At 72.7% G+C, this 22,223-nt stretch carries 16 protein-coding genes; 14 read left to right on the forward strand and 2 right to left on the reverse strand.

Features of this window, described 5'->3' with window-relative positions:
- Nucleotides 1–99: 99 nt before the first annotated feature.
- Nucleotides 100–2,937, forward strand: coding sequence for a leucine--tRNA ligase (leuS, locus tag OP18_RS00090; protein WP_033356580.1), 2,838 nt, complete (start codon nucleotides 100–102; stop codon nucleotides 2,935–2,937).
- Nucleotides 2,938–4,325: 1,388 nt separating this feature from the next.
- On the opposite strand, the gene OP18_RS00095 is transcribed toward leuS, so the two are convergent.
- Nucleotides 4,326–5,036 carry a type 1 glutamine amidotransferase gene (locus OP18_RS00095; RefSeq protein WP_033356581.1) on the reverse strand — a complete coding sequence of 237 codons (711 nt, stop codon included), beginning with the start codon at nucleotides 5,034–5,036 and terminating at the stop codon, nucleotides 4,326–4,328.
- The gene (locus tag OP18_RS00100) at nucleotides 5,026–6,270 is read right to left on the reverse strand and encodes a Mur ligase family protein (protein WP_033356582.1); all 1,245 of its coding nucleotides are present in this window, start codon (nucleotides 6,268–6,270) and stop codon (nucleotides 5,026–5,028) included. The genes OP18_RS00095 and OP18_RS00100 overlap by 11 nt, the downstream gene beginning before the upstream one ends.
- Nucleotides 6,271–6,686: 416 nt before the next feature.
- Here OP18_RS00100 and mraZ point away from each other — a divergent pair, with 416 nt between their 5' ends.
- The 13 genes from mraZ (at nucleotide 6,687) to ftsZ (ending at nucleotide 22,220) form a co-directional block, all read left to right on the forward strand.
- Nucleotides 6,687–7,118, forward strand: a complete 432-nt coding sequence (gene mraZ, locus OP18_RS00105; RefSeq protein ID WP_033356909.1) for a division/cell wall cluster transcriptional repressor MraZ — start codon at nucleotides 6,687–6,689, stop codon at nucleotides 7,116–7,118.
- 265 nt (nucleotides 7,119–7,383) lie between these two features.
- Nucleotides 7,384–8,370 (forward strand): 16S rRNA (cytosine(1402)-N(4))-methyltransferase RsmH, encoded by a 987-nt coding sequence (gene rsmH, locus OP18_RS00110; RefSeq protein ID WP_052386006.1) that lies wholly within the window; start codon nucleotides 7,384–7,386, stop codon nucleotides 8,368–8,370.
- 1 nt (nucleotide 8,371) lies between these two features.
- The gene (ftsL, locus tag OP18_RS00115) at nucleotides 8,372–8,923 is read left to right on the forward strand and encodes a cell division protein FtsL (protein ID WP_052386007.1); all 552 of its coding nucleotides are present in this window, start codon (nucleotides 8,372–8,374) and stop codon (nucleotides 8,921–8,923) included.
- Nucleotides 8,924–8,965: 42 nt separating this feature from the next.
- Complete coding sequence (locus tag OP18_RS00120; protein WP_156089201.1) at nucleotides 8,966–11,509, forward strand: penicillin-binding transpeptidase domain-containing protein; 2,544 nt, start codon at nucleotides 8,966–8,968, stop codon at nucleotides 11,507–11,509.
- Between the two features lie 45 nt (nucleotides 11,510–11,554).
- Nucleotides 11,555–13,054, forward strand: a complete 1,500-nt coding sequence (locus tag OP18_RS00125; RefSeq protein ID WP_081970107.1) for a UDP-N-acetylmuramoyl-L-alanyl-D-glutamate--2,6-diaminopimelate ligase — start codon at nucleotides 11,555–11,557, stop codon at nucleotides 13,052–13,054.
- Nucleotides 13,051–14,451 carry a UDP-N-acetylmuramoyl-tripeptide--D-alanyl-D-alanine ligase gene (locus tag OP18_RS00130; RefSeq protein ID WP_033356584.1) on the forward strand — a complete coding sequence of 467 codons (1,401 nt, stop codon included), beginning with the start codon at nucleotides 13,051–13,053 and terminating at the stop codon, nucleotides 14,449–14,451. Before OP18_RS00125 ends, OP18_RS00130 begins: the two co-directional genes overlap by 4 nt.
- Nucleotides 14,448–15,569, forward strand: a complete 1,122-nt coding sequence (gene mraY / locus OP18_RS00135; protein ID WP_033356585.1) for a phospho-N-acetylmuramoyl-pentapeptide-transferase — start codon at nucleotides 14,448–14,450, stop codon at nucleotides 15,567–15,569. Before OP18_RS00130 ends, mraY begins: the two co-directional genes overlap by 4 nt.
- 73 nt (nucleotides 15,570–15,642) lie before the next feature.
- Nucleotides 15,643–17,088: an FtsW/RodA/SpoVE family cell cycle protein gene (locus OP18_RS00140; RefSeq protein WP_052386008.1), complete on the forward strand. Its 1,446-nt coding sequence runs from the start codon at nucleotides 15,643–15,645 to the stop codon at nucleotides 17,086–17,088.
- On the forward strand, nucleotides 17,088–18,194 hold the full coding sequence (murG, locus tag OP18_RS00145) for an undecaprenyldiphospho-muramoylpentapeptide beta-N-acetylglucosaminyltransferase (RefSeq protein WP_033356586.1): 1,107 nt from the start codon (nucleotides 17,088–17,090) through the stop codon (nucleotides 18,192–18,194). The genes OP18_RS00140 and murG overlap by 1 nt, the downstream gene beginning before the upstream one ends.
- Nucleotides 18,191–19,630, forward strand: coding sequence for a UDP-N-acetylmuramate--L-alanine ligase (gene murC / locus OP18_RS00150; protein ID WP_033356588.1), 1,440 nt, complete (start codon nucleotides 18,191–18,193; stop codon nucleotides 19,628–19,630). The genes murG and murC overlap by 4 nt, the downstream gene beginning before the upstream one ends.
- A 6-nt stretch (nucleotides 19,631–19,636) precedes the next feature.
- Nucleotides 19,637–20,401, forward strand: a complete 765-nt coding sequence (locus tag OP18_RS00155; protein ID WP_033356590.1) for a cell division protein FtsQ/DivIB — start codon at nucleotides 19,637–19,639, stop codon at nucleotides 20,399–20,401.
- Nucleotides 20,398–20,898, forward strand: coding sequence for a DinB family protein (locus OP18_RS00160; RefSeq protein WP_033356591.1), 501 nt, complete (start codon nucleotides 20,398–20,400; stop codon nucleotides 20,896–20,898). The genes OP18_RS00155 and OP18_RS00160 overlap by 4 nt, the downstream gene beginning before the upstream one ends.
- A 224-nt stretch (nucleotides 20,899–21,122) precedes the next feature.
- A complete protein-coding gene (gene ftsZ, locus OP18_RS00165; RefSeq protein ID WP_033356593.1) occupies nucleotides 21,123–22,220 on the forward strand; it encodes a cell division protein FtsZ in 1,098 nt (365 codons plus the stop codon).
- The last annotated feature ends 3 nt before the right edge of the window (nucleotides 22,221–22,223 follow it).

The following is a 22,223-nucleotide window of genomic DNA, read 5'->3' on the forward strand; positions in this document are numbered from 1 at the left end:
CCCCTCCTGCGTGAGGGGTTTTTTCATGCCCGGACAATGGCGCCGGGCGAGGCTGGGAAATCCTGTGACATTCCCCGAGACGAAGGCGGCGAGGAACTCATGAGCGAGGCAGTCACCGACGGAGCGGTCGACATCCCGCCCTACCGGTACACGGCGGCGATGGCGGCGGACATCGAGGCGTGCTGGCAGGACTACTGGTCCGAGCACAGCACCTTCTACGCGCCGAACCCGGCTGGCCCGCTCAGCGACCCGAGCCACCCGCGCGCCGGCGCGCCGAAGCTGTACGTGATGGACATGTTCCCGTACCCGTCCGGCTCCGGGCTGCACGTCGGCCACCCGCTGGGGTACATCGGCACCGACTGCTACACCAGGTACTTCCGCATGGCCGGCTACAACGTGCTGCACCCGATGGGGTTCGACGCGTTCGGCCTGCCCGCCGAGCAGTACGCGGTGCAGACCGGCACCCACCCGCGGATCACGACCGAGGCCAACGTCGAGCGGTACCGCGGCCAGCTGCGCCGTCTGGGCCTGGCCTACGACGACCGGCGCAGCGTCGCGACCACCGACACCGAGTTCTACCGCTGGACCCAGTGGATCTTCCTGAAGATCTTCAACTCGTGGTTCGACGCGGACGCGCAGAAGGCCCGTCCGATCGACGAGCTGATCGAGCAGTTCACCTCCGGCGCGCGCCCGACCCCCGACGGCCGGCCGTGGGCCGAGCTGACCCCGGTCGAGCGCCGCGAGCTGATCGACGGGCACCGGCTGGCGTACATCTCCGAGGCGCCGGTCAACTGGTGCCCCGGCCTGGGCACGGTCCTGGCCAACGAGGAGGTCACCCCCGACGGTCGCAGCGAGCGCGGCAACTTCCCCGTCTTCAAGCGCAGCCTGCGGCAGTGGATGATGCGGATCACCACGTACGGTGACCGGCTGCTGGACGACCTGGACCGGCTGGACTGGCCGGAGAAGGTCAAGACCATGCAGCGCAACTGGATCGGCCGGTCCCGCGGCGCCCACGTCGACTTCGCCACCGACGGCGGCACACCCATCCGGGTGTTCACGACCCGCCCCGACACGCTGTTCGGCGCCACGTACATGGTGCTGGCCCCGGAGCACGAGCTGGTCTCGTCGCTGGTCCCGGCCGAGTGGCCGACCGGCATCCCGGCCGTCTGGACCGGCGGGCACGCCACCCCGGCCGAGGCGGTCGCCGCCTACCGGACCGCCGCCGCGGCGAAGACCGACGTGGAGCGCCAGGCCGACGCCAAGGAGAAGACCGGCGTCTTCACCGGCGCGTACGCCACCAACCCCGTCAACGGCGCCCGCATCCCGGTCTTCATCGCCGACTACGTGCTGGCCGGCTACGGCACCGGCGCGATCATGGCGGTGCCCGGCCAGGACGAGCGCGACTGGGCGTTCGCCGAGGTCTTCGACCTGCCGATCATCCGCACCGTGCAGCCGTCGGAGGGCTTCGAGGGCGGCGCCTTCACCGGCGACGGCCCGGCGATCAACTCGTCGTTCCTGGACGGCCTGGGCGTCACCGAGGCCAAGGCGAAGATCATCGACTGGCTGGAGGCCGAGGGCCACGGCGTCGGCGCCATCACCTACCGCCTGCGGGACTGGCTGTTCAGCCGGCAGCGGTACTGGGGCGAGCCGTTCCCGATCGTCTACGACGAGACCGGCCTGCCGGTCGCCCTGCCGGAGTCGATGCTGCCGGTCGAGCTGCCCGAGGTCGAGGACTTCTCGCCCCGCACGTTCGACGTCGACGACGCCGACAGCATGCCCGAGACGCCGCTGTCGCGCGCCAAGGAATGGGTCGAGGTCACCCTGGACCTGGGCGACGGCCCCCGGCAGTACACCCGCGAGACCAACGTCATGCCCCAGTGGGCCGGCTCGTCCTGGTACGAGCTGCGCTACCTGGACCCGTCCAACCAGGACGAACTGGTCGCGGCCGACAACGAGCGCTACTGGATGGGCCCCCAGCGCCCCGGCGACGTCGGCGGCGTCGACCTGTACGTCGGCGGCGTGGAGCACGCGGTGCTGCACCTGCTGTACGCCCGCTTCTGGCACAAGGTCCTGTTCGACCTGGGCCACGTCAGCAGCGAGGAACCCTTCCGCAAGCTGTTCAACCAGGGCTACATCCAGGCGTACGCGTACACCGACTCGCGCGGCGTCTACGTGCCCGCCGAAGAGGTGGAGGAGCGCTCGCCCGGCCAGTTCTTCTACGGCGACGAGAAGGTCAAGCGCGAGTACGGCAAGATGGGCAAGTCGCTGAAGAACGTCGTCACCCCCGACGAGATGTGCGAGCGTTACGGCGCCGACACCTTCCGCGTCTACGAGATGTCGATGGGCCCGCTGGACGTGTCCCGCCCGTGGGACACCCGCGCGGTCGTCGGCGCCCAGCGCTTCCTGCAGCGCGTCTGGCGCCTGGTCGTCGACGAGCAGACCGACGCCACCCGCGTCGTGGACACCCCCGTCGACGACGAGACCCGCCGCCTGCTGCACCGCGTCATCGACGGCGTCCGCGTCGACATCGAGGAGATGCGGTTCAACACGGCGATCGCGAAGCTGATCGAGCTGACGAACCGGGTCACCCAGATCGCCTCGGCCGGCGCCCCCCGCGAGGTCGTCGACCCGCTGGTGCGCATGGTGTCGCCGTTCGCGCCGCACCTGGCCGAGGAGCTGTGGCAGCGGCTGGGCAACGACACGTCGATCGCCTACGCCGACTTCCCCGTCGCCGACCCCGCGTTCCTGGTCGCCGAATCGGTGAAGTACCCGGTGCAGGTCAACGGCAAGGTCCGCGGCACGTTCGAGATCGCCGCCGACGCGGGCGAGGACGCGGTCCGCGAGGCCGCCCTGGCCGAGGTCGCCACCCACCTGGCCGGCAAGACCCCGAAGAAGGTCATCGTCGTCCAGGGCCGCATGGTCTCGGTCGTCGTCTGAGCACCGCTTGCCCGGCTTGCTTGCTTGGCCGGCTTGCTTGCTTGCCCGCCTGCCGCTCACGCGCCGCATGTCCGGAGCGTGAGCGGCAGGTCACGCGACCTGAGATCAATTAGGTGGGTGGGGGTAAGGTGCTGGAAGAGGCCAGCCGGCGCCGGTCTGACCCGTTCCGCTGACTGTTCCGCTAACTGGACGGGCGCTGTCGCTCGACCGATCTCCCGTCGCTGAGCGGGCTCGACCGATCTGTCGTCGCCTGACCGATCCTCCGTCGCCTGACGGGCGACGAGGTCCGTGTCCTGCGGTGCAGCGAACATGCCGAGTGGGCGCGAGAAGGCACGTGACGACCGCGCGGCGTGGCGCGAGAAGGCAACCGCGCCGCGCGAAGCAACCGGGCGCCGCGAAGCAACCGGGCGCCGCGAAGCAGCTGGGCTGCGCGGAAGCAACCAGGCGCCGCGAAGTAGCCGGGCTGCGCGGAAGCAGCCGGCGGCGACGAGGTAGCCGCGCTGCGTGACGCGAGCGAGTTCGGCAGGCCGCCGACTTCGGCGGACGCCAACGCTGACGACGCCAACGCTGACTCGGCCACCGGCGGGACGATTCCCGCGCAAGCCTCGATGAAGGTCAGCCCTCGGTGAAGGTCAGCGAGCATCGATGAAGATCGGGACCCCGCGGTATGGGGTCGCCGGTGTGTCAGCTCGAGCGGCCAGTCCTCACAACGGCGGGGTCGACGGGCTGCTCGAGGCCGTTCTCAGCCTCGAACCAGTCGGCACGGTCGAAGGTGCGGCCGCGCGCCGCAGCCCGTCTGGCCGAACAAGTACGAGCCCGTCAGCAGGGCACGCCTCGTTCGATGTGATCCGCGTCCTTGGGCCCGGAAGTGCCGCGTGTTCGGCTCCGTTCTCACCCGCGCTTCGCGCGACTCTGACCGAAGGCAGCGCCAAGAGGGCCCGGCGATGGAAGGCGTTGGCGCTGGACGGTGGCGGCGACCGGGCAGCCGACTGGGGAACGGCGACGGGCGGCACCGGCCAGGCGGCGGCACCGGCCAGGCGGCGGCACCGGCCAGGCGGCGGCACCGGCCAGGCGGCGGCACCGGCCAGGCGGCGGCACCGGGCAGGCGGCGGCACCGGGCAGGCGGCGGCACCGGGCAGGCGGCGGCACCGGGCAGGCGGCGGCACCGGGCAGACGGCGGCACCGGGCAGACGGCGGCACCGGGCAGACGGCGGCACCGGGCAGACGGGCCAGACCGGCGGCACCGGCCAGACCGGCGGCACCGGTGACTCGCGAGAACGTGAGACGGTCAGGGAACCGCGACGGCGACGTTCGCCTGCGGAAACACCGACGAGGCACCTCGCTGCGGACGAATCCAGAGCAGTGAGATGCCTCGTCGGGTCGCGTGGCTACTTGAGGACCGCGGAGAGACGTTCGTCGCGCAGGCGGGTCGGCCAGCGGTCGTCGATCGGCTCCATGGTCATGCCGGTCGCCCAGCGCAGCAGCAGGTCGGCGATGCCGGGGTTGCGGGCGAGGGCCGGGCCGTGGGAGTACGTGCCCAGGATGCGGCCGTGCCAGGCGCCCTCGGAGCGGCCGTCGTTGCCGATGCCGGCGGTGACCCTGGCCAGGGGGCGGACGCCGGGGCCCAGGTGGGTGCGGCCGCCGTGGTTCTCGAAGCCGGTGAGGGTCGGCAGGCCCAGCGCCGGGTCGACCTCGCCGGCCAGTTCGCCGACGGCGCGGGTCTCGCCGCGGTCGGAGTCCAGGTCGAGCAGGCCCAGGCCGGCGCACTTGGCGCCCTTCGCGTAGAAGGAGTTGCCCATCAGCTGGTAGCCGGCGCAGACGGAGAAGACGGTGGCGCCGTGGTCGACGGCGCGGCGCAGGCCGCCGTCGGCGATGAGCCGCTGCGCGGCCAGGGCCTGGGGGCCGTCCTCGCCGCCGCCGATGAGGTAGATGTCGCCGTCGGCGGGGACCGCCTGGTCGGCGCGGACCTCGGCGCACTCGACCGGCAGGCCGCGCAGGTCGGCCCGGCGGGCGAGGATGAGCAGGTTGCCCCGGTCGCCGTAGGTGGACAGCAGGTCCGGGTACAGCCAGATCAGGCGCAGGCGCGACTCAGTTGACACGGTCCAGCTCCGCTCTGATGTCCTGGAATGCGGTGTAGTTGGCGATGACCTCGAGCCGGCCCGGCGGCACCAGGGTCAGCGCCTGCGCGAAGGATTTCACGTGCTCGAACGGCACCTCGTTGACCTCGAGCCGGACCGCGAGGTCCATGGCCCGGTCGCCGGTGACGAGGACCCGCCGGCCGCGCAGCGAGGAGAAGTCCACGTCGTAGAGCCACGAGGTGTCCAGCCCGTCGGGGTCGCGGGCGTTGATGGACAGCAGGGTCGGCACGTCGTCGGCCATGTCGAAGGCTTCCAGCCAACCGGCCGGGTTCTTCGACAGCAGCAGCCGTACGGTCCGGCCGTCGCGCTCCACGACCGCGTACCGCCCGGCGATGGAGGCGACCTTCGCCAGCTCCGGCACCGCCTTGGCCGGGGGCACGCCGAAGTGGGCGGCCACGGCGAGCGCGGTCGCGGCGTTGGCGCGGTTGACCCGGCCGGGCAGCTGCAGCTCGATGTGGTGGTAGGTGCCGGTGTTGTCCACGACCCCGTCGCCGGAGACCGCCCAGTGCGGCACGGGCCGGCTGAGGTTGCCCGCCACGCAGGCCCACTGGTCGCCGTTGCGCTCGATCGAGGCGCCGCACTCGGGGCACACCCACGAGTCGTCGTGGAAGCGCTGGCCGGCGGCGACCCAGGTGACGCTCGTGCCGGTGGCGACGGCCTTGTTCGCCGCCCACACCACCATCGGGTCGTCGGCGTTGGCGACGATGTGCAGGTCGCGGCCGGGCAGCGCGTCGCGCCACAGGGCCGCCATCATCGCGACCTCCTTGGCCCGGTCCAGCTGGTCGCGGCTGAGGTTGAGCAGCGCGACGACCTTCGGGTGGGTCGCGTCGAGGACCTGCTTGAGGTAGTGCTCGTCGACCTCGAGCACCGCGTACGGCGTCGCGCCGGCCTTCGCCAGGGCGGACGTGTGCCCGGTGGGCATGTTGGCGCCGAGGCTGTTGGTGGCGACGTCGCCGAGCACGCCCATGGCGGCGGCGGTGAGCCGGGTGGTGGTCGTCTTGCCGTTGGTGCCGGAGATCAGGGCGATCGCCCGGCCGGCCGCGAGCTCGGCGAGGAGGTTGGGGTCGACCATCAGGGCGATGCGGCCGCCGATGACGGAGCCGTCACCCCGGCCGGTGGCACGGGACAGTGCGGCAGCGCCGCGCGACAACGATGTGGCGAGCTTCGCCCGCATCGGGAGCTTGTGGTCCGTCATCTCACTTCCACGGTCGTCCGGCGATGCGCCAGAGGTTACCTGCCGCCGTTGGACGTGCCCAACGCTCCATCGGACACGCGTCACCCCGCTGGTCGTCCCAGAACGCTCCACTTCCCTCCACCATCGGCCGGACGGACCTTAACGGAGCCATAAACGGACGGCGAAGACCGCCTGTATAAACCTTTTGTCCGGATTGGTGGCCCGCCCCGACGACCGTCCGGGTGACGGGGGCCCCGAACGCCCTCCACCGCTCTCCACCCCGTCTGACGTGGGATTTCTTCATGCGCGCCGATGTCACTTCCGGTGTTTTCTCGTTGACGGTGGAGGGAAGTGGAGTACAGTGGAGCGCGATGGCGGAGCCGGGGGGCTCGGCCGGCCCCGGGGGGACCGTTCGCGGTGGGAAGGGGTGGATGTCGATGTTTCTCGGCACCCACACTCCCCGCCTGGACGACAAGGGCCGGTTGATCCTGCCGGCCAAGTTTCGGGACGAGCTGGCGGGAGGTGTCGTGATCACCAAAGGGCAGGAGCGCTGCCTGTACGTGTTTCCCGGCGCCGAGTTCGGCCGGATCGCCGAGCAGCTTCGCGCGACACCGATGACCCACAAGGCCGCCCGGGCCTACAGCCGGGTGTTCTTCGCCAGTGCGCACGACGAGGTTCCCGACCGTCAGGGTCGGGTCACCATCCCGCAGCATCTCCGCGAGTATGCCGGGCTGGACCGCGAGCTCGTCGTGATCGGCGCGAGCACCAGGGTCGAGATCTGGGACCGCCAGGCATGGGACACCTACCTCGCCGAAAGCGAAGACGACTTCGCCGGCATCGAGGAGGGGGTGCTGCCGGGCGGGCTGTGAGGTCCATCTGCAGACACCAGTCGACCGCCGTGCCGCGAGCTCTCCAGCCGCTCCAAGGTCCTGACGCCACTTCCCCGGCGCCAGGGCGGAGTGGGCGGATGGGGAGCTGGCGGTACGGCGCTCGTGCACTACCGCCCCGCCGGAAACACGCCCGACGACGACCCGTGCAGCAGGACGTGAATCACGTTTCAGCTCAGCGGCGCACAGGGAACAGCAACGTTCAGCACGACGGCGGGCGCGAACCCGCCGCGGTAGGGGGTCGACGATGGGGGAGCGGGACATTCACGTTCCCGTGCTGCTCGAGCGCTGTCTCGAGCTGCTCGCCCCGGCGTTGGACCGCCCCGGCGCGCTGCACCTGGACGCCACGCTCGGCCTCGGCGGTCACGCCGAAGCCGTGCTCCTGGCGCATCCGCGGGTGCGGCTGCTCGGGCTGGACCGCGACACCCAGGCACTGCGGCTGGCCGGGGAGCGGCTGGCACCGTTCGCCGACCGGACCCGTCTCGTGCACGCCGTCTACGACGAGCTCGGCGACGTGCTGGACGGCGAAGGGATCGACGGCGCGCTGTTCGACCTGGGGGTGTCCTCGATGCAGCTCGACGACGCCGACCGTGGGTTCGCCTACGCCCAGGACGCACCGCTGGACATGCGCATGGACCAGACCCGCGGCGTCACCGCGGCCGAGGTGGTCAACACCTACAGCCACGGCGACCTCGCCAGGGTCCTGCGCGTGTACGGGGAGGAGAAGTTCGCCTCCCGGATCGCGCAGGCGATCCTGCGGGAACGCGCCAAGGGCGAGCTGAACTCGTCGGCCAGGCTGGCCGAGCTGGTCCGGGACTCGATCCCGGCACCGGCCCGGCGCACCGGCGGGCACCCGGCCAAACGCACGTTCCAGGCGCTGCGGATCGAGGTCAACGGCGAGCTGGCCGTGCTCGAGCGGGCGCTGCCGGCGGCGCTGGACGCGCTCAAGCCGGGCGGGCGGATGGTCGTGCTGTCCTACCACTCGCTCGAGGACCGCCTGGTCAAGCAGGCGATCGCCGGGCGGGCCCGCTCCAGCGCGCCGGTCGAGCTGCCGTTCGAACCGCCCGGCAGCGAGCCGGAGCTGAAGGTACTGACCAGGGGAGCCGAGCTCCCCGACGCGGCCGAGGTGGCGGCCAACCCGCGGGCGGCGTCCGTGCGGCTCAGAGCCGTGGAGCGCAGGCCGTCCGCGGACCGCAGGCAGCAGCAACAGGCACAACCTCTGGGGGAGGTGTGAGATGAACGTGACGACACTGCCGGCCGACCGGCCGCGCAGGACTCAGCAGGGAGCATCGCGGTCGGGGGGCCGGACCACGGCGCACCGGGCTGAGCAGCACGACGACGCCCCGACCATCGGCGCGACGGCGCTCCAGCCGGAGCGGGGGACCACCGAGCCGGCACCGCAGCGCAAGCCCGACAGCAGGCCGGACAGCAGACCGGGCCGCGACGGGCAGCGGCCGAAGCTGCGGGTGGCACCGCCGGCGCCCGTCAGCGCACCCCGCGCGCCGTTCGTGGCGCTGGTACTGGCACTCGTGCTCCTCGGCGTGATCGGCATCCTCGTGCTCAACACGCGGATCGCCGAGAACGCGTTCAAGCTCGACGCGCTCAGGACGAAGCAGAGCACCCTCGACCGTGACGAGGAGCGGCTGCGCAGCGACCTGGCCAACAAGGAGTCCCCGGTGACGCTCGCGTCGCGGGCGAAGCAGCTGGGCCTCGTGCCGTCGCGCACGCCGGCCTTCCTGCTGCTGCCGGACGGGACCAAGCTCGAGATGCCTGGCCCGGGCAAGTAAGCACCGGCAGGCGCCAACTCAACAACGGGAAGTTGCAGGACGATGGCTGGCGACACTCCTGAACGGCGGGGCGGCACCGAACGGCGCGGGGGCGCCGCACGGCAGGCCGGCTCCGGAGGTGACGCCGGCCGGCAGCGGACGGGTGGTCGCGCCGGCGCGGGGGGTGCCGGTGCGGCCGCCCGTTCCCGGGCCGGCGCCGACCCCGCCGCCGAGCCGCCGGTGCGCGGCACGATGTCGGAGGCGCGCCGGTACACGCCGCGGGGCCGCTCGGTGCGCGACGCGTCCGTCGAGCACGCCGGCACGGGACGGGGCGACCCGTTCCGGCCGGCCCTCGAGGTCCTGCAGGGCGGCCGCTCCGACACGGGCCGCCGCGCCGCGGGCCGCGCCGCCGACACGCCCCGCACCCCGAAGACCGACCCACCCCCCGCGAGAACCGGATCCGACCCGCGGGCCGCGAGAACCGGCGCGGAGCCGCGCACCGCCAGGACCGGCGGCGACCCGCGAGCCGCGAGAGGCACCACCAGAAACGCCACGGGCGCCGACGCACGCGGCAGCGGCGCCAGGGGAGGCGCCGAGCCGCGCACCCCGAAGCCGGACCCCGCGGACCGGCAGCCGCACCCGCGCACCCAGGCCCGCACCCCGCAGCGCGCCCACGGCGGCCTCGTCGACCTCGACGCCGAGCCGCGCACCGGCAGGACCCGGGCACCGCTGAAGCGCGCCACCGCCGTGCGCGGCTCCGTCCGTACACCGGCGAAACGCATGACGCCGGTCCGCAAGCCGCGCAAACAGAGCCGGGTGCGGGTGCCCCGCCTGCCGCGCACCAGCCGCGCGCCGAAGCTCGCCGAGCCGCGCCGCCGGCTGCGCCTGGCCACCGTCCTGGCGCTGCTGATGTTCGCCGCCATCGGGATCCGCCTGGTGCAGCTGCAGCTCACCGACGCCAGCGCCTACGCCGCCGAGGGCCTGGAGGACCGGCTCGTGCACGAGGTGCTGCCCGCGTCGCGGGGCGCGATCCTCGACCGCACCGGCAGGATCCTCGTGCACTCGGTCGAGACCCGCTACGTCGCCGCCGACCCGATGGTGATCAAGGACCCGGAGAAGACGGCCGACCAGCTGTTCGCGATCCTCGACCGCTACGGGGTGCTGCGCTCGGACCTGGTCCGCCTGCTGACCCCGCACAAGCGGCCCGACGGCAAGACCGACGCCCGGTTCGAGTACCTCGCGCACCAGATCGACGTCGAGGACGGCGACCGGATCACCGCGCTCGGCTACGGCGGCGCGATCAAGGTCGCCCGTGACGAGCGCCGCCACGTGCCCGGCTACGACCTGGCCTCCAACGTCATCGGCTACACCCGCAAGAGCGACCTGTCCGGCCAGCTCGGCATCGAGAAGGCGTTCGACGCGCAGCTGCGCGGCGTCGACGGCATGCACACGTACGAGCACGGCGAGGGCGAGCTGGACAAGCCGCTGCCGCAGGGCGTGCAGGAGCTCAAACCGGCCCGCCCGGGCAGCTCCGTCGAGCTGACCATCGACGCGGACCTGCAGTACTCGGTGCAGAGCACCCTCGGCGCGAGGATGACCGCGCTCGGCGCGACCTTCGGCACCGCGATCGTGCTCGACGCCAGGACCATGGAGGTCATGGCGATGGCGAGCTACCCGTCCTTCGCCGCCGCCGACCCCGGCAAGTCGCCGCCGGAGCAGCTCAAGGACCAGTGCACCGCGACCGTGTTCGACCCGGGCTCGATCCACAAGGCGATCGTCATGGGCGCCGCGCTGCAGGAGGGCCTGATCACGCCGTCGTCCACGGTCACCGTCAACGCCAGGGTCAAGAAGGGCGACACGACCTACACCGACCACCCGCCGCAGAAGGACGGCACGCCGATGACCATCCCGGGCATCCTCGCGCTGTCGTCGAACGTCGGCACCATCGCCGTGGCGGACATGCTCGGCAAGGACAAGCTGTACGAGTACCAGCGCAAGTTCGGCCTCGGCGAGCGCACCGGCGTCGGCCTGCCCAACGAGTCGCCCGGGCAGCTGCTGCCGCCCGGCGAGTGGAGCGGGTCCAGCCCCGGCTCGATCCCGATCGGCAACGGCGTGGCCACGACCGCGATCCAGATGGCCGCCGTCTACGGCGCCATCGCCAACGACGGCCTGTGGGTCCAGCCGACCCTGGTCCGCAAGATCATCGCGCCGGACGGCACGCAGACGAAGCCGGCCGCGCAGGTGACCCGCCGGGTCATGGACCCGGTGCACGCCCAGCAGCTGCGTACCATGCTGGAGGGGGTCACGACCCTCGACGACGCGACCGGCCACCAGGCGGCGATTCCCGGCTACCGGATCGCCGGCAAGACCGGCACGTCGAAGCTGCCCCAGGACGGCGGCTACGCGCCCGGCGACGTCGTGTCGTTCATCGGCATGGCACCGGCGGAGGCGCCGCGGTACGTGGTCGCGGTCACCGCCCACGTGCCCGGCGGTGCCGGCGGGTCCGTTGCCGCGCCGTTGTTCAAGGAGATGATGGCGGTCACCCTGAGCAACTTCGGTGTGGTGCCGACGGGCACCGAGGCGCCGAAGCTGACGATCTACCCGTGACACCGGCTCTGCCACTTCCCGGTGGGACGGGTAGGGTCTGACCCCGTGCCCGGCTATCCCCGCCCGAGGAGTGTCCGCCCCGTGCTCGCCGTCGAGCTGGCGGCCGTCGCAGGTGCGCCCATGACGGCCCAGGACGGCGAGGTCGCCGTCACCGGTGTGACGCACAGTAGCTCGTCGGTGCGTCCGGGTGACCTCTACGCGGCGCTGCCCGGCTCGCGGGTGCACGGCGCGCAGTTCGCCGAGCAGGCCCGGGCCGCCGGCGCGGTCGCGGTCCTCACTGACCCGGCCGGTGCCGCCACGATCACCGGCCTGCCGGCCATCGTCGTCGACGACCCGCGCGCCGCCCTCGGCGGCGTCGCCTCGCTCGTGTACGGCGAGCCGACCCGGCAGCTGACCACGATCGGCATCACGGGCACCGCCGGCAAGACCTCGACCGCGTACCTCATCGAGGCCGGGCTGCGGGCCGCCGGGCAGGTGACCGGCCTCATCGGCACCGTCGAGACCCGCCTGGGCGACCTCACGATCGACAGCGCCCGCACCACGCCCGAGGCGACCGACCTGCACGCGCTGTTCGCCGCCGGGCTCGAGCGCGGCGTCGAGGCGGTCGTCATGGAGGTGTCCAGCCACGCCCTGGAGCTCGGCCGGGTGAACGGGGTCCGGTTCGCCGCCGCCGGATACACCAACTTCGGCCTGGACCACCTCGACTTCCACCCCGACGTCGAGGCGTACTACGCGGCGAAGGCCCGCCTGTTCGACGGCCGCGCCGCGACCGAGATCCTCAACTTCGACGACGAGCGGGTCATGCGCCTGCGCAAGCCGGCCACGTGGACGTACTCCGCGGCCGGGGCGCCGGGCGCCGACTGGCGCGCCTCGGACGTCACCGCCGACGGCTACGGGCAGCACTTCACCGTCACCCGGCACGGCGCCTCCGCCGCCTCCGGCGTCGGCCTGCCGGGCCGGCACAACGTCGCCAACGCGCTGCTCGCGATCGCCGCGCTCGTCGCCGTCGGCGTCGACCTCGCCGTCGCGGCGAAGGCGGTGGCGGCCGCGCCCGGCTCGCCCGGGCGGATGGAACGCGTCGACGCGCCCGGCGAGGTGCTCGGCGTCGTGGACTACGCGCACAAGCCCGACGCGATGGTCGAGGTCCTCGCCGCGCTGCGGACCCTCGCCGCGTCCCGGGGCGGCCGGGTCATCTGCGTCGTCGGCGCCGGCGGCGACCGCGACCGGGGCAAACGGCCGCTGATGGGGCGGGCCGCCGCGCAGGGCGCCGACCTCGTCGTCGTCACCGACGACAACCCCCGCACCGAGGACCCCGCCGCGATCCGGGCGGAGGTGCTCGCCGGCGCCAGGGACGGCGCCGCCACCGTCGTGGAGGTCGACGGCCGCCGCGCCGCCATCGCCCACGCGGTCGCGCAGGCGCGCCCCGGCGACGTCGTGGCGCTGCTCGGCAAGGGCCACGAGCGCGGCCAGGAGGTCGGCGGCGAGGTCCTGCCGTTCGACGACCGGGTCGAGCTGGCCGCGGCGCTGCGGGCGGCCGCCGCATGATCCCGTTCACCGTCGCCGAGATCACCGCCGCCGTCGGCGGCACCCTGCACGCCGACGACGCCGCCGTGGCCGCCGCGGTCGTGGACGGCCCGGTCGAGTACGACTCGCGCAAGGTCGCCCCCGGCGGGCTGTTCGTCGCGTTCGCCGGCGCGAAGGTCGACGCCCACGACTTCGCCGCCAAGGCGGTCGCCGACGGCGCCGTCGCGGTCCTCGGCAGCCGCCCCGTCGACGGGGTGCCCACGATCGTCGTCGAGGACCCCAGGGCCGCCCTGGGGCTGCTCGCCCGGGCCGTGCTGGCGCGCCTCGACGGGCTGACGGTCGTCGCGATCACCGGCTCGTCGGGCAAGACCAGCACCAAGGACCTCATCGCGGCGCTGCTGCGCACCGCCGGGCCGACCGTGGCGACCACCGGCTCGGAGAACAACGAGCTCGGCACGCCGTACACCGTGCTGAAGGTCACCGCCGGCACCCGCTACCTGGTGCTGGAGATGGGCGCGCGGGGCGTCGGGCACCTGCGGTACCTGTGCGACATCGCGCCGCCGGACGTGTCCGTCGTGGTCAACGTCGGCACGTCGCACATCGCCGAGTTCGGCTCCCTGGAGGGCACCACCCAGGCCAAGGGGGAGCTCGTCGAGGCGCTGCGACCGTCGGGGCTCGCCGTGCTCAACGCCGACGACCCGCGGGTCGCCGGCATGGCCGGGCGCACCGCGGCGACCGTCGTGCTCGCCGGCGAGTCCGGCACCGCCGCGGTCCGGGCGACGGACGTGCGCGACCTCGGCCGCGGCCGGTTCGGCTTCACGCTGCACCTGCCGGGCGCCGACCCGGTCGAGGTGCGCCTCGACGTCGCCGGGCGGCACCAGGTCGGCAACGCGTTACTCGCCGCTGCCGTGGCGTCGCACGCCGGTGTGGATCCGACCTCTGTCGCCGCGGTACTCGGCGATCTAGAGGGCTTGTCGACCCGAAGGATGGATGTCTTCGACCGTGCCGACGATGTCACGGTCATCGACGACTCGTACAACGCCAATCCGGCGTCCATGGCGGCGGCGCTGCGGGCGCTCGCCGCGGTGGCCGGCGGGCGGCGGATGATCGCGGTGCTCGGCTACATGGCGGAGCTCGGCGAGTATGAGCGAACCGGACACGAGGAGGTCGGTCGCCTCGCCGCTGAGCTCGGCGTCGACCGTCTCGTGGCCGTGGGCGAGCAGGCCGCGCCGATCCTGCACGGTGCGTCCGTCGTGGCGAGTTGGGGAGGAGACCCGGTGCTCGTGACCGATCAGGAGGCCGCCGTCGCGCTGCTGCGCGACGAGCTGCGCCCCCGCGACGTGGTCCTGGTCAAGGGATCCAGGTACCGGACGTGGGACATCGCCGACGCCCTGCGCGCCGAGGCGGCGGCCAAGTGAGGGCGGTGTTCGTCGCCGCGTTCGTGGCGTTCCTCATCTCACTGTTCGGCACCCCGATCGCGATCAGGTACTTCACCCGCCTCAAGGCCGACCAGCCGATCCGCACCGACGGTCCGCAGGGGCACCTGGGCAAGAAGGGCACGCCCACGATGGGCGGCGTGGTGTTCATCTTCGCCACGCTCATCGCCTACACCGGCGGGCACATCGCGCTGACCACGCTGCCGGACCAGCAGCTGCGCCCCAGCGGCCCGACCGCGACCGCGGTGGTCCTGCTGGGCCTGTTCGTCTTCACCGGCCTGCTCGGCTTCCTCGACGACTACCTCAAGGTCGCCAAGCGCAACAGCGACGGGCTCAACAAGCGCGGCAAGCTCATCGGCCAGGCGCTCATCGGCGCGATCTTCGGCGCGATCGCGCTGTACGTGCCGGCGGAGAAGACCGGTGACGCCGTCGTCACCACGGTCGCCAGCCCCAAGCTGTCGTGGGTCCACGACATCGACTGGCTCAACATCACCAAGGTCGGCGCGGTCGTCTTCTTCGTCTTCGTGGTCATGTCGATGTCCAACGCGGTCAACCTGACCGACGGCCTCGACGGCCTCGCCACCGGCACCTCGATCCTGGTGATCGGCAGCTACATGGCGATCGCGTTCTGGCAGTACCGGCACTGGTGCGCCGACCCGGAGTACAACGCCAACTACTGCTACGACGTGCGCGACCCCCTGGAGATGGCCCTGATCGCCGGCGCCGCCGTCGGCGCGCTGGTCGGCTTCCTGTGGTGGAACACGTCGCCGGCGCGCATCTTCATGGGCGACACCGGGTCGATGGCGCTGGGCTCGCTCATCGCCGGGCTCGCCGTGGCGACCAAGACCGTGCTGCTGCTGCCGCTGATGGGCCTGCTGTTCTTCATCATCGTGGTGACGTGGATCATGCAGATCGGCTCGTACCGCACGACCGGCAAGCGCATCTTCCGGATGGTGCCCCTGCAGCACCACTTCGAGCTGGCCGGCTGGAGCGAGGTCAACATCGTGGTCCGCTTCTGGATCATCGCCGGGCTGGGCATGGCCGCGTCGCTGGGCCTGTTCGCCGCCGACTTCCTGCGGGTGATGAGCGGCTCCGGCTGACCGCCGGCGGCGCCGACACGCCGGGATCCCGTGGTCGTCCGGCCGCGCGGGTCCCGGCTGCATGATGGTCCCCATGCGGGTCGATGGGGAGCAGGACACGGCGGCGGCACCGGCACCGGCGTCCGCGCCGGCACCGCCGGGCAGCGGGATCCTCGGCTGGTTCGACGCCCTGCGGGGCCTGCTCGACCGCCCCCTCGCCTCCTACTACCTGCTGCTGTCCAGCGTCGGGCTGCTCGTCTTCATCGGCCTGGTCATGGTCTTCTCCGTGACCGGCGTCGACAACTTCGCGAACACCGGCAGCCCGTTCGGCTCGGTGTTCAAGCAGACCGTCTTCGCCGTCGTCGGCCTCATCGCGTTCTGGGTCTGCCAGCGGCTGCCGGTGCGCACGTTCCGCGCCGTCGCCGCGCCGCTGCTCATCGCCGCGTTCGTGCTCATGAGCTTCGTCGACCTCATGGGCTGGCTCGCGTCCAGCCGCACCCCGCCCGGGGAGAAGGTCGTGCCGATCCACCTCGGCCCCATCTGGGCCGAGGACCTGTGGCTGCACCTCGGCGGGGTCCAGGTGCAGCCGGCGGAGCTGGCCAAGGTCGCCCTCGTCGTCTGGGGCGCCGACCTGCTGGTGCGCAAGGGCCGCACGATCCTGTCGTGGCGTGAGCTGTTCATGCCGCTGCTGCCCGTCACCGTCGCGCTGCTGTTGCTCGTCGGGTACAACGACCTCGGCTCCATGATCTGCCTGGTGGTGCTGTTCACCGGGCTGCTGTGGGCGGCCGGGGCCCGGCTGCCGGTCTTCGCCTGGCTCGGTGGCCTCGTGCTGGCCGGCGTGCTGGCCCTCATCCTCCTGCCGGCCGAGAAGGACTACCGGCTCGCCCGCATCAAGGTCTTCTTCGACCCCTCCATCGACGCCGACGCGACCGCCGGGCGGTACCAGTACCTGCGGGGGCTCTGGGCGATCGGCAACGGCGGCTGGTTCGGCGTCGGGCTCGGCGAGAGCCAGCTGAAGTGGGGCCGGCTGCCCAACGCGCACAACGACTTCATCTTCGCCATCGTCGCCGAGGAGCTCGGCGTCGTCGGCTGCCTGGTCGTGCTCGTGCTGTTCGGCATGCTCACCTACACCGGCCTGCGCATCGCCCGCCGGGTCGAGGACCCGTTCCGCCGGCTCGCCGCCGCCGCGATCACCATCTGGTTCGTCGGGCAGGCGATCATCAACATCGGCGGCGTCGTCGGTCTCATGCCGATCACCGGCCTGCCGCTGCCGTTCATCTCCGACGGCGGCAGCGCCCTGGTCGTGGCCCTCGGCGCGGCCGGGATGCTCAGCTCCGCGGCCCGCGCCGAGCCCGACTGCGCCAGAGCCATGCATGCCCGTCCGCCGCGAAAGTGGGTGCGACTACTCTGGGCGCCGTTGCCGCCGCTGCCGCGCGCACGCTCGGAGAGCGACGGTGACGTCCCCTCGACACGCGCGACGGGTCGTCCCCTGGTGCCGCACGGCAGCAGCCCCGGGCGGACCCGCGGAAGGAGCTCCTGATGGCAGCGCTGCGTTCCGTGGTGCTGGCCGGCGGAGGCACCGGCGGGCACATCTACCCGCTGCTCGCCTTCGCCGACTGCCTCCGCCGGCACGATCCCGGCCTGCGGATCACCTGTATCGGTTCGGAGCGCGGGATGGAGGGTGAGATCATCCCGCAGCGCGGGTATGACCTGCGCCACGTCCCCGCCTTCCAGCTGCCGCGCTCGGTGAACATGAACCTGGTCCGCACCCCCGACCGGATGTACAAGGCGGCGAAGGCGACCCGCGAGATCCTCGACGAGGTCGAGGCCGACGCGGTCGTCGGGTTCGGTGGGTATGTCTCGGTCCCCGCCTACATCGCCGCCTGGCGGCGCAAGACGCCGACGGTCATCCACGAGGTGAACGTGCCGGTGGGCGTGGCCAACAAGATGGGCATGCGCTTCACCAAGCACATCGTGCTCGGCTTCCCGCACCAGGCGCAGCAGATCCCGGCGGTGGCGCACGCCGAGGTGGTCGGGGTGCCGCTGCGGCAGAGCATCGCCACCCTGGACCGGGCGGCGCTGCGGGCCACGGCCCGGGCGCACTTCGGCCTCGACCCGCACCTGCCGACCCTGTTCGTGTTCGGCGCGTCCGCCGGGGCCCGCTCGATCAACCTGGCGGTGTCCGGCGCGGCGAAGCAGATCACCGCCGCCGGCGTGCAGGTGCTGCACATCATCGGCGCCCGCAACGACGACGTCGAGGTGCCCAGCGGGCTGCCCGCGCCGTACGTGAAGGTCAAGTTCCTGTCGGAGATGGAGCTCGGCTACGCCGCCGGCGACCTGGCACTGTGCCGGGGCGGCGCGATGACCTGCGCCGAGACGGCCGCGGTCGGCATGCCGGCGATCTACGTGCCGCTGCCGTGGGGCAACGGCGAGCAGCGCCGCAACGCGCTGCCGGTCGTCGAGGCCGGCGGCGGCCTGATCGTGGAGGACGGCGACCTGTCCCCGCAGTGGGTCACCGACACGGTGGTGCCGCTGGTCCGCGACGGGGCGCGCCTGGCGGCCATGAGCCACGCCGCCGCCGGCTACGGCCGCCGCGACGGCGACGAGGCCCTGCGCCGGTACCTGCTGAAGGTGGTTGGGGCATGACTGAGGCACTGACCGCCGAGGACCTCGGCCGGGTGCACCTGGTCGGGGTCGGCGGTGTCGGCATGAGCGGGCTCGCCCGGCTCCTGCTCACCCGCGGCATCCCCACCTCCGGCAGCGAGCTGCGCGAGTGGCCGCAGCTGGCGGCGCTCAAGGCGCTCGGCGGCACGATCTTCCGCGAGCACCAGCCGGCGAACCTCGACGGGGTCGACACGGTCGTCTACTCGACCGCGATCCCCAAGGACCACATCGAGCTGGTCACCGCCCGGGAGCGCGGGCTGCGGCTCATGCACCGCTCAGAGGCCCTCGCGGCCACCATGGTCGGGCGGCGCAGCGTGGCGGTCGCCGGCACGCACGGCAAGACCACCACCACGTCGATGATCACGCTGATGCTGCAGCACGCCGGGCTCGACCCGTCGTTCGTCATCGGCGGCGAGATCTCCGAGGTCGGCTCCAACGCCCACCACGGCAGCGGCGAGCTGTTCGTGGCCGAGGCCGACGAGAGCGACCGGTCGTTCCTGCTGTACAACCCGCACGTCGCGGTCGTCACCAACATCGACGCCGACCACCTCAACACCTACGGCGACCTGCAGGGCCTCGAGGACGCGTTCGTCGAGTTCTGCGCCCGGGTCGAGCCCGGCGGGTTCGTGGTGACCTGCGCCGACGACCCCGGCGCGCAGCGCATGACGGTGCGGGTCCGCGCCGCCGGCGGCGACGTCCTCACCTACGGCACCGCCCCCGACGCCGACCTGCGCCTGACCGAGGTGCGTTCCTCCGCGCAGGGCGTGCGCTACGTGGCGCACCACGACGGGGTGCCGCTCGGCGAGGTGTACCTGCCGGTGCCCGGCGCGCACCTGGGGCTGAACTCCGCCGGGGCGCTGCTCACCGCGCTGCGGCTGGGCATCCCCGCGGAGTCGGCGATCGAGGCGCTGTCGACGTTCCCCGGGGTGCGGCGGCGCTTCGAGTTCAAGGGCACCGAGGCCGGGGTGCGCATCTACGACGAGTACGCCTACCACCCGGTGCCGATCGCCGCGGCCATGCACACGCTGCGCGAGGTCGCCGCGGGCGGCCGGCTCGTCGTGGTGTTCCAGCCGTACCGGATGTACCGCACCCGCGACTTCCAGGCCGAGATCGCCGCCGCGCTGTCCCTGGCCGACGAGGCGATCGTCATGGAGGTCTTCGGCCCGGGCGAGGTCCGGGAGCCGGGGGAGGGCGGGGTCGCGCTGACCGCCGCCGTCGACCTGCCCGAGGAGCGCAAGGTGTTCGTGCCGTCGTGGGAGGACGTGCCCGGCGAGGTCGTCGCCCGCGTCCGCGAGGGTGACGTCGTGGTCACCATGGGCGCGCCGCCGATCTCCCTGATGGGCGACGAGCTGCTCGCCGCGTTGAAGGACGCCGGCGGCGGCTATGTCGGCAGGCACAACCGGCCCGACGGGGACTGAGCGCCCTTGACGTCCACGCGCGGCTGGCGGCTCGTCCTCGCACCTCGCACCGCGCCCGCCGGCTCCTCCCAGCGGCGGTTCGCCAGGCGGGCCCGGCAGCACCGGCTGCGCGTGCTGCTGTCGTGGCTGGTCGGGCTCGGCGTCGTCGCGCTGCTCGGCGGGGTCGTCGCGGTCGTGTACGCCACGCCGGCGCTCGGGGTCCACGGGATCCGGGTGACCGGCGTGGTGGCGCTCACCGCGCAGGAGGTCCGCGACGCGGCCGGGGTCGCCCGCGGCACGCCGCTGGCCCGGCTGGACCTCGGTGTCGTGGAGCGCCGGGTCCGGCAGCTCAAGCCGGTGCGGACCGTCACCGCGTCGAAGGACTACCCGCGCACGCTGGTGCTCGCGGTGCGGGAGCGGACCGCGGTCGCGGTGGTGCCGCGGGCGCTCGGCTTCGTCCTGCTCGACACGGACGGGGTGGCGTACCTGCCGGTCGGCTCGGCGCCGCCGGGGCTGCCGGTGCTGCGCCTGGCCGCGCCCGGCCCCGGCGACCCGGCGACGGAGGCGGCGCTGACCGTCCTGGCGGCGCTGCCGCCGTGGCTGCGCGACCCGCTGGTGGCGCTGGCCGCCGAGGCGCCGACCCGGATCCGGCTGGAGCTCACCGAACGCCGCACCGTCGTGTGGGGTGACGCGACGGAGAACGAGGCGAAGATCAGGGTGCTGCAGTTCACGAAGATCGCGCCGGACAAGACGCTCGATGTGAGCGCGCCCGGGGTGGTGCTGGAGCGGTGAGCCGGGTCGACGTGGCCGGCACCGGCGACGAGCGGGCGCTGCTCACCGGCTGGCTCGACTGGCACCGTGAGACCGTGCACGTCAAGTGCGCGGGCCTCGCCGAGCGGGACGCCTGGCGCACCCCGCTGTCGGGGCGGTCGCTGACCAGCGCGGCGGGTGTGGTGTCGCATCTCACGGCGGTCGAGTCGTACTGGTTCGAGCGGGTCGTCGCCGGGCTCGACGTGCCGGTCGGCTGGACCGCCGACGACCCGGACCTGGACTGGCGCCGCGCGCCGGGGGCGACCCTGGCCGGGCACCTGGCGGGGTACCGCCGCCAGTGCGAGGTCTCCCGGTCGGTGCTGGCCGGCGCGGACCTCGACGCGACCTGCCCGGGCAGCCGGCCCGGCACGCCCGTGTCGGTCCGCTGGGTGGTGCTGCACATGATCGAGGAGACCGCCCGTCACAACGGACACCTCGACGCCGTTAGGGAATTGGTCGACGGCATCGTCGGGGAATAGCCGACACGCCGGGCGGCGGTCCTTGGATCGCGACAGTCGGGCCCTTACCTTGCGATAAGGCATTAGTTGACATAACTATAAGCCTCTAGTAAAGGGTGAGGGTTTGCGGGACCCACATCCAGTGCGTCTGCATGGCGGACGCCGCCCGTCGCGGGGTCGGGTTTCCAGCACGACGGCTCCGGGAAGGATCGGCGCTCGCCAACCTCGAAAGGAAAGGCAGTCCGATGACACATCCGCACAACTATCTCGCGGTCATCAAGGTCGTCGGCATCGGCGGCGGCGGGGTCAACGCCGTCAATCGCATGATCGAGGTTGGCCTCAAAGGCGTCGAGTTCATCGCGATCAACACCGACGCCCAGGCCCTGCTGATGAGCGACGCCGACGTCAAGCTCGACGTCGGCCGGGAGCTGACCCGGGGCCTCGGCGCCGGCGCCAACCCCGATGTGGGCAAGAACGCCGCCGAGGACCACCGCGACGAGATCGAAGAGGTGCTCAAGGGCGCCGACATGGTCTTCGTCACCTGCGGCGAGGGCGGCGGCACGGGCACCGGCGGCGCGCCGGTGGTGGCGAACATCGCGCGGAAGCTCGGCGCGCTGACGATCGGCGTGGTCACCCGGCCCTTCTCCTTCGAGGGCAAGCGCCGGCAGGTCCAGGCCGAGGCCGGGATCGAGGAGCTGCGCAACCAGTGCGACACGCTCATCGTCATCCCCAACGACCGGCTCCTGGCGCTCGGTGACCGGGGCATCTCGATGATGGACGCCTTCCGGCAGGCCGACCAGGTGCTGCTGTCCGGTGTCCAGGGCATCACCGACCTGATCACCACGCCGGGCCTGATCAACCTCGACTTCGCCGACGTCAAGAGCGTCATGAGCGGCGCCGGGAGCGCCCTCATGGGCATCGGCAGCGCGCGTGGCGACAACCGTGCCGTGGAGGCGGCCGAGTCGGCGATCTCCAGCCCGCTGCTGGAGCAGAGCATGGACGGCGCGCGGGGCGTGCTGCTGTCCATCGCCGGCGGCTCCGACCTGGGCCTGTTCGAGATCAACGACGCGGCGCAGCTGGTCACCGACGCGGCGCACCCCGACGCCAACATCATCTTCGGCGCGGTCATCGACGACGCGCTCGGCGACGAGGTGCGCGTCACGGTGATCGCGGCCGGCTTCGACGGCGGCGCGCCGGCGTACCGGCCGGTGGAGGCCCGCCCGCCGCGCTCGCACCACCAGCCGAAGGAGCCGGCGCCGGTCGAGCGCCAGGCACCGCCGCCGCCCCGGCGCGTGCTGTTCGACGACGTCGACGTGCCGGACTTCCTCAAGAACGGCGCCTGAAAG

This window comes from Dactylosporangium aurantiacum (assembly GCF_000716715.1).
Taxonomy (GTDB): domain Bacteria; phylum Actinomycetota; class Actinomycetes; order Mycobacteriales; family Micromonosporaceae; genus Dactylosporangium; species Dactylosporangium aurantiacum.